This window comes from uncultured Erythrobacter sp. (assembly GCF_947502395.1).
Taxonomy (GTDB): Bacteria; Pseudomonadota; Alphaproteobacteria; order Sphingomonadales; family Sphingomonadaceae; genus Erythrobacter.
The window spans coordinates 1-12,508 of record NZ_CANMZM010000001.1 but is presented as its reverse complement, the minus strand read 5'-3'; the positions used below and the strand labels follow the sequence as shown (position 1 = coordinate 12,508).

Here is a 12,508-nt window from a genome sequence, read left to right as displayed (position 1 = left end):
CCTATATCCAACGGCGATCCGGCTTTGGTTCATGTCCCGCTCTAGGCTGTAACTTATGAACTAAACCCCGGTCTGGGCGCTGCTTCGCTTCCTTCCCTCAACGCAAAGCGGCCGCCAAACCCGTGGGTCCGGCGGCCGCTTGAATTGGCTTATTGGATGAAGCGCTTAGCCGCCTACAGCAGCAGCCACTTCCGCCGCAAAGTCGCTCTCTTCTTTCTCGATGCCTTCGCCAAGTTGGAAGCGGACGTAGTCTTTGAGAACGACCGAACCGCCATTATCCTTACCGAACTTGGCAACGGTGTCTTCGACAGACGTTTTGTTGTCCATCACGAACATCTGCGAAAGCAGGGCGTTCTCTTTGGCAAACTTCTTGATCGCACCTTCGACCATTTTCTCTTGCACGTTCTCAGGCTTGCCGCTTTCTGCTGCCTTCTCTTGTGCAATCGCGCGCTCACGGGCGATGACATCTGCGTCAAGACCGTCAGCGTTGAGAGCCTGCGGGAACATTGAGGCGATGTGCATGGCGAGTTGCTTGCCAAATGGCGCAAGCGTGTCCGCAGCAATGTCACTTTCCAAAGCAACCAGAACGCCGATTTTGCCGAGGCCTTCAGCCGCCGCGTTGTGGACATAAGAGACGACCGCACCGCTTTCGACAGCGACGGTTTTCATGCGGCGCACCTGCTGGTTCTCACCGATGGTTGCAATGTTGTCTGTGAGCTTGTCAGCAACGGTGCCGCCGCCGGGGTAACCAGCAGCTTTGAGCGCTTCCACATCGTCGCCGTCCACGCCAAGCGCAGCAGCAGTCGTGCTGCGAACGAAGTCTTGGAATTGGTCGTTCTTAGCAACGAAGTCGGTTTCCGAGTTGACTTCAACAGCCACGCCGCGCGTGCCTTCGACGGCAACGCCAACGAGACCTTCAGCAGCCGTACGGCTTGATTTCTTCTGAGCGGTTGCAAGGCCTTTTGCGCGCAGAGCGTCAACCGCTGCGTCGATGTCGCCATCGGCTTCGGTCAGGGCTTTCTTTGCATCCATCATGCCTGCGCCAGAAAGTTCGCGCAGTTTTTTCACATCAGCAGCGGTAAAAGCAGCCATGGTGATTTCCTTTGTGTGTTTGGGGGCGCCGGGTGCCCTTAGGGAGGGTCTGCCCAGCGCCGCTAATTTGAAATTGTGACGCGTTGCTTACGCTTCTGCGGCTGGTGCTTCTTCAGCAGCTGCTTCGGCAGGAGGCGTATCCATCGCACCGAAGTCTTCGCCAGAAGTCTCAACAGCCTGACCACGGCCAGCATTCGCCGCATCACCGATAGCCTGACAGTAAAGACGCACGGCGCGGCTCGCGTCGTCGTTGCCGGGCACTGGGAATGCGATGCCGGTTGGGTCGGTGTTGGTGTCGAGCACGCAGATCACCGGAATGCCGAGAACAGCCGCCTCTTTAATCGCGAGCTCTTCCTTATTAGCGTCGATCACGAACATCACGTCCGGAACGCCGCCCATATCGCGGATACCGCCAAGCGAAAGCTCAAGCTTGTCACGCTCACGGGTGAGTTGCAGAACTTCTTTCTTGGTGAAGCCGCTGGTGTCGCCAGAAAGCTGCTCTTCAAGGGTCTTGAGACGCTTGATCGAACCGCTGATGGTTTTCCAGTTGGTGAGCATACCGCCCAGCCAACGGTGGTTCACAAAGTGCTGACCCGATTGACGCGCCATTTCAGCGATAGGCTCTTGCGCCTGACGCTTGGTGCCCACGAACAGAACCTTACCGCCAGCGCGAACAGTTTGCTCAACGAAGTCTAGAGCGCGCGCGAAAAGCGGAACGGTTTGTGAAAGGTCGAGAATGTGAACGCCGTTGCGTGCGCCGAAGATATACGGCTTCATGCGCGGGTTCCAACGGTGGGTTTGGTGGCCGAAATGTGCGCCGGCCTCAATCAATTGCTGCATGGTGACGGTAGTGGTCGCCATAGGATAGTTCCTTTCCGGTTAGTCCTCTGGAAGGGCGTGGAGACCGCAGCGGAGATCCCGCTTTGGCACCGGTATGATGCGCCTTCCATGTGAATTTCGCTCAGGCGTGAGTCGCGAGTGATTCGCGCCTCATCCGAAACGAGTGCGCGGCACATAGAGCCCCTTCCCCACAAAATCTAGTGCTTAGTGCACTGATCAGAACACAAGAAGAACAAAACGCTTGACTCAATGGGAACATTAGAGGAACATGTAACCAAATCAGGGAAACTAACGTAGACTAACAAAGCGATCCGACAGCAGAGCTCTCAAGGATTGGAGTGCCGGATCTTATGAGGACACACCGCCATGCTTATCGCCTGCATTACCGCACTCTTTGTGATCGTCACATTGGCCACCGCGCTAAGCCTTCTCGACACGTGGCTGCGTGCTCGTTCGGCGTTTTGGAGCGTGTTTCGCGAACGCGAATTGCTCGAGGCGGGGTTTGTCCCTCAAGTCGAAGCGAGTGAAGTCAGACTTCGCCAACCGCTACACCGTTCAGCTCGCCGTACTCCGCAAGCGCGGTCTCGTAAAAGCGGTTTCGCCGGTGCGCGCCGCTCGAACCTTGGTTCGATTCAGGCACTCGGTTGAGTTAGGATTGCTGGCGAGCGCGTTCTCGTTTGATCTTGCCATATCGGATGAGTGAATAAGGCATGAGCGCCAGATAGCCTGCGCCAATCGCGCTTAATGTCCACCACGGCTCTAGCAGAAGGCCTGCAAACATGATGGCCACAAACGCAATCAGCCAAATGCGCACATCACGCTGAGGTCGGACAGCGGTCCAGCTGAGTGTTGCCATATTGGAGATGAAGAGCACGCCGATTGCGCTCATCCAGACGGCGATAAAGACGGGCTCACGGAATACGTCCATCCCCGTTTCAATCCATAGACATAGCGGTGTCAAAGCCAGCCCTGCACCAACTGGCGCGGGTACACCTGTAAGAAAGCCAGCGGATTTGTGCGGCTGGTCCTCAACATCGATCTGCGCATTGAAGCGCGCGAGCCGGAGTGCACAACAGATCGCATAGGCTAGCGCCGCGAACCATCCGAAGCGAGTAAGGTCTTCAAGCGACCACAAAAACAGGATCAGCGCCGGAGCCATCCCAAAGGAAAGCGCATCGGCCAGACTGTCCAGCTCTGCTCCGAAACGCGATTGCGCATTCAAGAGCCGAGCAATCCGTCCATCCATCCCATCCAGCACCCCAGCCACAACAACGGCGAGGACGGCAAAAGACCAATTCTCATCGATGGCAAATCGCACAGCTGTAAGCCCTGCACAAAGCGCCGCCGCTGTAATCGCATTGGGGAGCATGGCGCGCAAAGAGAGCCCAGTCCGCTCCTCGACGCTGTCCGTGTCGTCCATCAATTCTTCAAGCGGGAGCGCCTCATCGCCCTCGGCCGCCTTTGGACCAACCCGCGCAGCTGGAAGGCTACCTTCGCTTGGTGACGACGGCTCACTCATAAGAGGCTCTTCAACGCAGCTATTGTGCTATCCCTTCGATAAGCACGCTCGCGCCAACCTCGGCAAGGACCGTCTCGCCAGCAACAATACGCTGACCCATGAGGACCTTTGGCTGTGTGCCAGCGGGAAGGTAGACATCCACCCGGCTACCAAAGCGGATAAGACCCACGCGCTGGCCCTTGGCTACCGTGTCGCCTGGCTTCACGAACGGCACGATGCGCCGCGCGACGAGACCTGCGATCTGCGTGAAGCCAATCATTAAGCCATCAGTGCGCTCAATCAGAACTAGCTGGCGCTCATTCTCTTCACTTGCCTTATCCAGGTCGGCATTCACGAACTTGCCCGGAATATAGACGAGGCGCTGAACGGTCCCAGCGATAGGCGCGCGGTTAATGTGCACGTCGAAAACGCTCATGAATATCGAAATACGGGTCACAGGTCCGCTTGGAAGGCCGGGAACTCCCGAACCATCATTGCCAAGCATCTCCTGCGGCGGCTCCATCGTCTGGATCAGTGTAACCAATCCATCGGCAGGAGCGACAATCGAGTTGTCATCTTGAGGCACCACGCGCTCTGGATCGCGGAAAAAGGCGAAAACACCCAGCGATAGGAACAGCAAGGGCCAGCCGATCAGTTCAAGATCGAAAATAATTAGCGGGACCAGCGCAATCGCGGCTGCGATCACGCCATATTTGCGCCCTTCCGGGTGGATTGCAGGCCAACCCCAGCTTGCTTCGCCGCGGCCCTGATTGTCGAGAATTTCACCAGCCATAGATCAACCATTTAGGCACTGCTCGCCCCCTGAACAACCAGGGCTCACAAGCAAGTGCAATTTACAATACCCGGATGGGTTTAAGCGATTTTGCGAACGAAGACCGTTCCCGCGGAGTAGCCAGCACCAAAGCTGCAGATCAGACCGGTGTCACCCACGTCCAAATCTTCACTATTCAAATGGAAAGCAATGATCGATCCAGCGCTCGATGTGTTGCCATAGGTATCGAGCACCGTCGGGCTTTCATCATCATTGGCCTCGTGCCCTAGAACACGCTGCGAAATCAGCCGGTTCATACCCGCATTTGCCTGGTGGAGCCAGAGCCTACGCAGCGTTTTCGGATCCATTCGAAGACGCTTGGCCTCCTCAATGATCATATCCGCAACCATCGGCACCACTTCCTTGAACACCTTTCGGCCCTCTTGGACGAAGAGCTTGTCGGCCTTGCCAACACCTTCAGGGGTAGCGCGATTCAAGAAACCGAAATTGTTGCGAATATTGTTCGAAAACACGGTCTTCAGCTTGGTGCTAAGGATTTCCCAATGGTTCGCTGGAGCAAGCGCTGCATCCTCGACCAGTACGGCAGTCGCCACATCACCGAAGATAAAGTGGCTGTCTCGGTCGCGCCAATTGAGGTGGCCTGAAGTGATCTCCGGGCTCACTACCAGTACACTCTTGGCGTTTCCTGCGCGCACATAATCAGCTGCGGTCTGAATTCCGAATGTCGCCGATGAGCACGCAACATTCATATCAAAGCCAAAGCCATCAATGCCGAGAGCCTGCTGAATCTCAATTGCCATGGCGGGATAGCCGCGCTCCATATTGGAGGCTGCGCACAAGACCGCATCGACATCTTTGGGATCGCGCCCGGCCCGCTCAAGAGCCTGCCGCGCTGCCTTCACTCCGATCTCGCACATCATCGATTGCTCGTCATTCGAACGCTCTTCAAAGCGCGGAGCCATGATGTCTGGATTTAGGATCGGCTCCTTGGTCATCACATGGCGCGCTTTAATTCCGCTAGCCTTTTCAATGAATTCGACCGAGGAATAGGTGAGCGCCTCAACGTCACCCGCTTCAATCGCCTCAGCATTCTCGGCGTTATGGCGGTCAACAAATTCATTGAAGCTAGCGACCAGCTCTTCGTTTGTGATCGATTCCGTTGGCGTAAAGAGTCCCGTTGCGGAAATGACAGGCCGGCCAATCAAAGCCACGCCTTCACCCGAATTCTGCGACGATGGTTCATTCGTTATTGTGTCTTGCATGACGCCCACGAATAGGCCCGCCTACAAAGCGCCGCAAGCCACCTTGTGCTGCAAAGTCACAATCAATCTTGGGCCGCCCAAAGAACTCCTTAGGGACGAACGGCTTGTGATTGGGACCGATTGCCCATAGCTCCTTGCGCATGACCGACTTTCTCCTGCTTGCCACCATCCTCCTTGCGGTCGGCGTCATCGCAGTTCCGATTGCATCCCGATTGGGACTTGGATCGGTTCTTGGCTATTTGATAGCGGGCATGGCGATCAGTCCGGCGCTCGATGTACTCGGAGTGGACGTGATCTCGCTCCAGCACTTTGCCGAGTTTGGCGTTGTGATGATGCTCTTTCTGATCGGACTTGAACTGGAGCCTCGAAAGCTGTGGGAGCTGCGCGTGCGGCTTCTGGGCTTGGGCGGCGGACAAGTGCTCATTACCATGGTGATTATGGCGGGTTATGCGCTGTTGGTGGGCAACCAATGGCAGACGGCGCTTGCGGTTGGGATGATTCTAGCACTGTCCTCAACCGCTATCATTCTGCAAACCCTTGATGAGAAAGGCCTCATGAAAACCGAAGGCGGGCAGTCGTCATTTTCGGTGCTCTTGTTCCAAGACATCGCCGTCATTCCCATGCTGGCCATCATTCCGCTTTTGGCGATCCCTGAGCTCGCTGCTGAGGCTGCGAGGGCGGTAGGTGAACATGGCAGTGATGATCACGGTGGAATCAATATTCTCGAGGGGCTTCCCGCTTGGGCCGCTGGCCTGGCGACCCTTGCAGCCATCGCCTTTGTAGCATTCGCGGGGAATTACCTCACCCGTCCGCTCTTCCGTTTCATAGCGATGGCGGGGCTGCGCGAGCTGTTCACCGCGACGGCCTTGCTGGTAGTGGTCGGCATTGCTCTGCTGATGACGGTCGTGGGACTCTCCCCTGCCCTCGGTACTTTCCTCGCAGGCGTGGTGCTCGCGAACAGTGAATATCGACATGAACTTGAGACCGACATTGAGCCCTTCAAGGGCCTCCTTTTGGGCTTGTTCTTCATCACAGTGGGCGCCGGGATCAACTTTGTCCTTTTGTTCGACAGCTACATGAGCGTGCTAGGCTGGACCGCCGTTCTCGTCAGCACCAAGATCGCGGTTCTTTACGCGCTAGGCACATTCTTCGGTGTAAAAGGTCAGGACCGCTGGCTCTTCTCTCTGGGACTTGCCCAAGCGGGTGAATTTGGCTTCGTCTTGCTGAGTTTTGCTGTGGGCGCGCACGTCCTTCCCGTCGCGCTCGCCGAACAATTGCTGCTGATCGTCGCTATGTCGATGCTGATCACACCGCTCCTCTTCATCTTCTATGACAAGGTGATTCTGCGATACTACCAGAAGGGCCGTGAGCGAGCCTTTGACGACATTGATGAACCATCAGACATTATTCTGGCCGGGCGCGGGAGAGTGGGTGGAATCGTCGACCGGATGCTGGAAACCGCTGGCTACCGTACAACGGTTATCGACTACTCTTCGGCCCAGATCGATCGGTTGAGCAAGTTTGGCATTCGGACATATTTCGGCGACGCATCGCGGCCCGACCTGCTGCATTCGGCGGGCATTGAGCAGGCCCGCCTCCTGGTCATTGCGATCGATGACAGAGAGGCAACAAACAAGCTGGTCACGCATGTGGCGAAAAACCACCCGCAGGTCCACATGATCGCACGCGCTTATGACCGCAGTCACGTGTTCGAACTGTGGTCGCTGGGTTGCCGCGATATCATCCGTGAAACCTACGACAGCTCCTTGCGAATAGGCCGCTCCGCCTATCAAGCACTCGGCATCTCAAGCGAGCGCGCGAATGCGATGAAAGAGAAGTTCGAGGAGATGGACCGCAGCACTATGTTGCCCATGGCCGAAGCCTTCGACTTCGATACGCCACCTTGGGAAAACGAAGAGATGATCGCGGTCATCAAAAAACTGCGTAGCGAATGGGATCCGCTCTTCCGTCAGCAAATGGCAGAAATCATGGGTCAGGACGATCTGGAAGAGCTCGACGAATTCGACACACTGGCAAAGTCAGAAAACCAATAGCGCGGAGGGCCAGGTGGTGCAGGGCTTGAATCGAACCGGAAAAATAACACTTTGATATCAAGCCTGTTCTTGGAACGAAGGGAGATCCTCCCCCACACTCTCCCCCACATTTTCGTTCATTTAACGGTGGTTCGGTTCAGCATTTTGGCCAAAAAGCTGAATAATTGGGCGGTTCTTGGAGCGCTTGAGTGCAGCATAATGGCACGTTCTGACACTGTCCAATTGCGAGTTAGCGTCCTGGTCAGTTCAATGCCTTATGCCGCTCAACCAGCTTATGCAGACTGGCTGTCGTGATGCGCGTTGCCCTGCCGATCTTAACCGTTTCGAGTTCGCCACTGGAGATCAGATCATAAAGCTTTGTGCGCCCAACCCCGATCATGCGGGCAGCGTCATTGATCCTGATGCAGATCGGCTCGACAGGTTGATTGCCGCTCATTCCGCCGGTTCCTCGTCACGGTAGTGAGCAGGATCGGCGATCCAGCGATTGATGGCTGACTCATGCCATCCAGCGCCATGCACACTGATCTTCACTTGTGACGGGAAAGTGCCTTCAGCAATCTTACGGTAGATGGTTGAGCGGGAGAGACCGGTGCGGTCGAGCACGGTCTTCAGTCGGATGATGCGTTCTGTATTGGACATTGGGCACTCTCACATTGACATTGGCAGCCCCTCCATGGAACATAATGAGAACTTTTTCGAAAGGTGCAAGGGTCGGGTGCAGTTGAAGGTCGAGGAATTCTTCAACGATTTGGACGATTTGAACCGTCTATGGACAATTTGGAACTCTTGCGGACAAACCGCTCCGATGTCCTCATCTCGTAAGATTTTATCGCTCCACCCGATTTTGCGGCAGGCATGCGCTGATTTGAAGCGGTGAAGACGGATTTCCGCGCCAACGTTGCTCGATTTTGCGATAACCCGGTTGAGTATGTGCCACTAGCTCGATCCTTGCTGATTTTCCAATGTGCATGGGCGAAAGAATTTTATGCTGTCGAACCTGGCCGCCCGCAATGACTGAAACTGGGCCGATTGCAGTCTGTCCGCTTTCCGGCTCTGGTAACCGAGAAGCTGACCTTCAGCTTTCCGACCCAAAATCGACATTCATATTGTTTGGAATATCTCTTTCTCATGCGCGTAATTTTGGGCAAACTTTTTCGAAAGACAGTGCAAGTGCCCCAATTGGTGCTGGAACATTTACACTGCCTTTTCTCCGTTAGATGCTCAAACTACAAAATTCCGCCATTGGCTTGAATGTTTTGTCCGTTAATCCAACGGCCTTCGTGTGAGACGAGAAACATCACAACATCGGCAATATCCTCTGGTTGACCAAGCCGCCCCAAAGGCGTTTGTCCGATCAGCATCTTCACCTGCTCTTCCGGCATGACTAGTCCGTCAGTATCGGTAACCCCAGGTGAAATGACATTGACAGTAATTTGGCGAGAACCGAGCTCCTTTGACAAGCCAAGCGCAAAATTCTCTCCGGCAGATTTTGTGCCCGAGTAGACACTACCGCCTGCGACTGGCATTTTTGTCCCGCCGGTTGAAAATTGGACAATTCGGCCTCCGTCCGCAGTCCGCACTGCGGCTTCTTGAAGGACGTTAAATGCGCCTCGTACATTGATCGCGATGGCTTTCTCCAAGTCATCCGTTGTGATTGCTTCCAGCGGAGCAAATGTGGAGGTAGCGCCCGCATTTATGACAATGTCGATTTTCCCATAGAGCCCAATCGCTTCATCAAATGCCGCGGCGACTTGATCCCTATCGGAAACATCGGCGTGAAAGGTAGAGGCAGCCTCCAACTAGACTCGTTGTTGCATGGCGAACTGACTGGCAAACGCATTTGAACGCCGTGCCGGCCTTGGTGCCCCGTGCCAGCAAGAGGCAAAACGTGCATGAAATGGCGAGCCCAAAATCGGACCCGCCACCATATTGACTATCGGCGTGCTCGTAGAGAGGGCCCTTTAAGCGCAAGCTTGTGCGACCTCTGGGTTAGCCGGTCGACAATGGCATCAGCGAGGTGCGGTGAATCCAGGTAGTTATGCCATTCGGAGGGATCGAGCTGGCCGACTATCAAGGTCGATCCGTTGTCGCTCCTGCCATCCAATAGATCAAGCAGGTCTTCTTTCGCGTCCTCGTTGACAGGCGCGATACCGAAATCATCCAAGATCAAGAGTGACACCCGCACAAGCGACGCTCGGAGTTTCGCGATTGAGCCATCGTGATGGGACAGACGCATCTCCTCAAGAAGTGGGTTCGTTCGGAAGTATTTGACTGAAAGCCCCTTGTTGACCGCCGCCACGCCAAAACAGCATGCCAGCCAAGTCTTTCCGGTCCCCGTTGCCCCTGAGATCAACAAGTTGTCAGTATGCTCGATCCAGTCACACGTGAGCAATTCTGCAATTTGTGATTTGTCGAGCGCCCTCTCACCGCCAAACTGGATGTCTGCCGGGTCGGCGGACTTGTGCTTGAATTTTGCTTGACGAAAAAGCCTTTGGCGGGTTCGCGTCTGTCTCTCGAGTTTTTCGCTTGTTGCGAGATGCTCGAGCCTATCGATGAACGCCATCTCCGAATAGGCCGTTGAAGTGCTTTGCTGGTTGAGAGCTGCGTACATGCCGTCGAGTCGCAATTCACGAAGCGATTGGCGGACTGTTTCAATGCTCATGCCGCATCTCCTTGTTTCCCGTAGTAATCATTCCCTCTTACGTTTTTGTCTGGGGAGAACTTGCCAGACGCTCGGGAGCCGCTCGGAGAGGCCTCGATCCCTCGTTCAAGTACGTTCTGCACATGCTCAAAACGCAGGTCGTTGGAAGACACAGCTCTGATACAGGCCAACTCGAACCGCCGTCGAGAATGGATGCGCGGTAGGTCTTTTATCCAAGCAGTGCGCCGTGATCGTTGCTGTGAGGTCACGTCTTTCGACATTTCGACAGCAGCAAGTTGTCTGACAGCAACATCGTATGTCTGCGCCCACTTTTCGAGATCTTGTTCCGCACGAGCTGCATGCGCGATCGGCCTATGCTGCGGGTCAGTGTGGCGTTTGCCAGTTTGATATTGTCTTGGGTGCACCGCGACCTCTCGACCGTTCAAGGATATCTCGACCGTCTTATCACTCGCCCTCAACGACACCTTTTTGCCAATGTACTGATGTGGCACCGAATAGTACGCTCCTTTCCAGCTGACATGATAATCTCGGCCAACGAGTGCTTCGCCTCTGATCTCCGCAGGCTGGAAGCGGTCCTCGGGTAGAGGCCGGAGGTGGGATTCCTCTTCAGCCTCGAAAAGCGATCGGCGGCTGTGGCCATTGGCTCGCCTGAGTATGCGCGAGTTCCAATTTTCAACTATTTCGCCGAGCGCTTGCTTCAGTTCGGGCAGAGAAGGCAAAGGCCGATTGATGAACCGCAGGCGCAAGCTGCGCTGAATCAGCTTCACTGAGTTTTCAACCGCAGACTTATCTTGGGCTTTCCTAACGCGGGCCGGGACTACTCCCATACCATAGTGGTCGGCGAAAGCCTGGTAGTCTAATTGCACCCGAGCGGGACCGAACCTGGGCCGAGAGATGATTGCGGACTTCAAATTGTCCGGTGTGATCACAATCGTGGTGCCGCCAAAGTACTCAACCGCTGCGACGTTAGCTAGAATATGCTCGCGCACCTTCTGCGACCGCGTAATTGATGCGTGGATCAACCGCGAGAAAGGCAACGTGGCAACGAAAAGCTGGAATTTGACGATGTTGGTAGGCTCACCGTCCCAAGCTTTCGGTTCATAGCCAGCAAAGTCTGTTTGCATCGCGTAAGCAGGCGGATGATCGAGACTCATTACTGGGTCGAGCGTCGCAAGATGTTCTTTGATGCGTTTGCAATAGGTTCGGTACTTCATCACGCGGCCAGGCTCGGTATTTTCCACGTACCGATTATGCGCCTCTATACGGCTGAACCCTTGTCGCAGATAGGCGACTTCGGCGTCCCAGTCAGGTTCGTCGAAGGTAAGATGGGCACTTCGAGTAGAGCCGAATTCTGTCATCATTTTCTGATCGTCCCAACTCTCGATAAGTCGGCGATCAATCGACTTTTGCTCGATTATCGTCATGGCACGCCTGACGGTATGATGGGACATATTGCGCTGGGCAGCGATTGCATTGGCCGATAGACGGCCTTCAAGGACTTGATAAAGCATTGCACGATATGGGTGCATTGAACGTCTCCCATTGCGCCAATTATGGGCGCGCAGAATCTTTCTCCGAACTCGGAGGTTGCATTTTTGAAGTTTTGGGAGCAGATTGATGTTGCTAAGCGATCAATCGCACAGAGGCCTCACCAGCGCGGTGGGGCCTTTGTTTTTCCCGGGTCTCTTGCTTGGGATTACCTCATGTTCTGGTCTCCTCTTCTAGCTTGACGAGCCATTCAGCCACATCTCTAGTGAAAGCATAGGTCCCGCGTCTGTGCTCGACGTGGAATACCCGCACGCCAACCTGACCACGCGAACGTGCTTTTCGAAAAGCTGCGGCACTTGTGAACCCAAGGGCCCTCCAGAGTGCTTGACCAGTCATCAATGGTCCGTGCGCATCAATTAATTGCTGCATTCTGTCTTCCTCGTGGTCCCACTTCGTCACGCTTGGCCCTTAAGAAGTCGATTCGTCCCACTGCCTGCCGCAAGTAATTCGCTGGGTTAAGGTGGCCATTCGCTACCCATTTTTGGACACGTTGTTGTTTGGCAGATAAGCAGACCAAATGGCGAAGGGGCGACCGCATGCTGATCCGATAGGGAAACTGCGCACTAAGGTGTGGTTTGAGATAACGTCCCGAGGGTTGGGCGGACGGTCACCCTACTGGTTTTGGAAAGTCGTAGATGGCGGCAATGGTGATCGAAGCACCTGGGAACGCTACAAGCGCGGTTTGCGTGACGCGTCTCCGCATAATGGGACCCATCGCGTAGCGATGACTGATTTCAAATTTCCAGGTTCGGGGATTTC

12 protein-coding genes are annotated in these 12,508 nt (G+C 55.1%); 2 read left to right on the top strand and 10 right to left on the bottom strand.

What is annotated here, in order from left to right; translation table 11 throughout:
- Positions 1-165: 165 nt before the first annotated feature.
- Positions 166-1,092, bottom strand: coding sequence for a translation elongation factor Ts (gene tsf, locus Q0778_RS00060; RefSeq protein ID WP_298302597.1), 927 nt, complete (start codon positions 1,090-1,092; stop codon positions 166-168).
- Between the two features lie 87 nt (positions 1,093-1,179).
- Positions 1,180-1,953, bottom strand: a complete 774-nt coding sequence (gene rpsB, locus Q0778_RS00055) for a 30S ribosomal protein S2 (protein WP_298302594.1) — start codon at positions 1,951-1,953, stop codon at positions 1,180-1,182.
- A 345-nt stretch (positions 1,954-2,298) separates the two neighbouring features.
- Between rpsB and Q0778_RS00050 the strand changes: the two genes are divergently transcribed.
- On the top strand, positions 2,299-2,580 hold the full coding sequence (locus Q0778_RS00050) for a hypothetical protein (RefSeq protein ID WP_298302591.1): 282 nt from the start codon (positions 2,299-2,301) through the stop codon (positions 2,578-2,580).
- A gap of 1 nt (position 2,581) precedes the next feature.
- Here the strand turns inward: Q0778_RS00050 and Q0778_RS00045 are convergent, their stop codons facing one another.
- From Q0778_RS00045 to Q0778_RS00035, 3 genes are all read right to left on the bottom strand, one after another.
- Positions 2,582-3,352 (bottom strand): phosphatidylcholine/phosphatidylserine synthase, encoded by a 771-nt coding sequence (locus Q0778_RS00045; protein ID WP_298303380.1) that lies wholly within the window; start codon positions 3,350-3,352, stop codon positions 2,582-2,584.
- A 118-nt stretch (positions 3,353-3,470) separates the two neighbouring features.
- A complete protein-coding gene (locus Q0778_RS00040) occupies positions 3,471-4,223 on the bottom strand; it encodes a phosphatidylserine decarboxylase (protein WP_298333148.1) in 753 nt (250 codons plus the stop codon).
- Between the two features lie 80 nt (positions 4,224-4,303).
- On the bottom strand, positions 4,304-5,485 hold the full coding sequence (locus tag Q0778_RS00035; RefSeq protein ID WP_298333146.1) for a beta-ketoacyl-ACP synthase III: 1,182 nt from the start codon (positions 5,483-5,485) through the stop codon (positions 4,304-4,306).
- Between the two features lie 140 nt (positions 5,486-5,625).
- Between Q0778_RS00035 and Q0778_RS00030 the strand changes: the two genes are divergently transcribed.
- Complete coding sequence (locus Q0778_RS00030; RefSeq protein ID WP_298333144.1) at positions 5,626-7,539, top strand: cation:proton antiporter; 1,914 nt, start codon at positions 5,626-5,628, stop codon at positions 7,537-7,539.
- A 241-nt stretch (positions 7,540-7,780) separates the two neighbouring features.
- On the opposite strand, the gene Q0778_RS00025 is transcribed toward Q0778_RS00030, so the two are convergent.
- From Q0778_RS00025 to istA, 5 genes are all read right to left on the bottom strand, one after another.
- On the bottom strand, positions 7,781-7,975 hold the full coding sequence (locus Q0778_RS00025; RefSeq protein WP_298333142.1) for a helix-turn-helix domain-containing protein: 195 nt from the start codon (positions 7,973-7,975) through the stop codon (positions 7,781-7,783).
- Positions 7,972-8,178 carry an AlpA family transcriptional regulator gene (locus Q0778_RS00020; RefSeq protein WP_298333140.1) on the bottom strand — a complete coding sequence of 69 codons (207 nt, stop codon included), beginning with the start codon at positions 8,176-8,178 and terminating at the stop codon, positions 7,972-7,974. The genes Q0778_RS00025 and Q0778_RS00020 overlap by 4 nt, the downstream gene beginning before the upstream one ends.
- A gap of 587 nt (positions 8,179-8,765) precedes the next feature.
- On the bottom strand, positions 8,766-9,338 hold the full coding sequence (locus Q0778_RS00015; protein ID WP_298333138.1) for an SDR family oxidoreductase: 573 nt from the start codon (positions 9,336-9,338) through the stop codon (positions 8,766-8,768).
- 134 nt (positions 9,339-9,472) lie between these two features.
- The gene (istB, locus tag Q0778_RS00010; protein WP_298333136.1) at positions 9,473-10,201 is read right to left on the bottom strand and encodes an IS21-like element helper ATPase IstB; all 729 of its coding nucleotides are present in this window, start codon (positions 10,199-10,201) and stop codon (positions 9,473-9,475) included.
- Positions 10,198-11,712, bottom strand: a complete 1,515-nt coding sequence (istA, locus tag Q0778_RS00005; RefSeq protein ID WP_298333134.1) for an IS21 family transposase — start codon at positions 11,710-11,712, stop codon at positions 10,198-10,200. The genes istB and istA overlap by 4 nt, the downstream gene beginning before the upstream one ends.
- Positions 11,713-12,508 lie beyond the last annotated feature (796 nt).

Excerpts from the sequence above, each read along its gene's own strand:
- tsf (WP_298302597.1), bottom strand. The coding sequence starts at position 1,092 with ATGGCTGCTTTTACCGCTGCTGATGTGAAAAAACTGCGCGAACTTTCT.
- Q0778_RS00030 (WP_298333144.1), top strand. The coding sequence starts at position 5,626 with ATGACCGACTTTCTCCTGCTTGCCACCATCCTCCTTGCGGTCGGCGTC.
- Q0778_RS00045 (WP_298303380.1), bottom strand. The coding sequence starts at position 3,352 with ATGGACGACACGGACAGCGTCGAGGAGCGGACTGGGCTCTCTTTGCGC.
- rpsB (WP_298302594.1), bottom strand. The coding sequence starts at position 1,953 with ATGGCGACCACTACCGTCACCATGCAGCAATTGATTGAGGCCGGCGCA.
- Q0778_RS00035 (WP_298333146.1), bottom strand. The coding sequence starts at position 5,485 with ATGCAAGACACAATAACGAATGAACCATCGTCGCAGAATTCGGGTGAA.
- istB (WP_298333136.1), bottom strand. The coding sequence starts at position 10,201 with ATGAGCATTGAAACAGTCCGCCAATCGCTTCGTGAATTGCGACTCGAC.
- Q0778_RS00020 (WP_298333140.1), bottom strand. The coding sequence starts at position 8,178 with ATGTCCAATACAGAACGCATCATCCGACTGAAGACCGTGCTCGACCGC.
- Q0778_RS00025 (WP_298333142.1), bottom strand. The coding sequence starts at position 7,975 with ATGAGCGGCAATCAACCTGTCGAGCCGATCTGCATCAGGATCAATGAC.
- istA (WP_298333134.1), bottom strand. The coding sequence starts at position 11,712 with ATGCTTTATCAAGTCCTTGAAGGCCGTCTATCGGCCAATGCAATCGCT.
- Q0778_RS00050 (WP_298302591.1), top strand. The coding sequence starts at position 2,299 with ATGCTTATCGCCTGCATTACCGCACTCTTTGTGATCGTCACATTGGCC.
- Q0778_RS00040 (WP_298333148.1), bottom strand. The coding sequence starts at position 4,223 with ATGGCTGGTGAAATTCTCGACAATCAGGGCCGCGGCGAAGCAAGCTGG.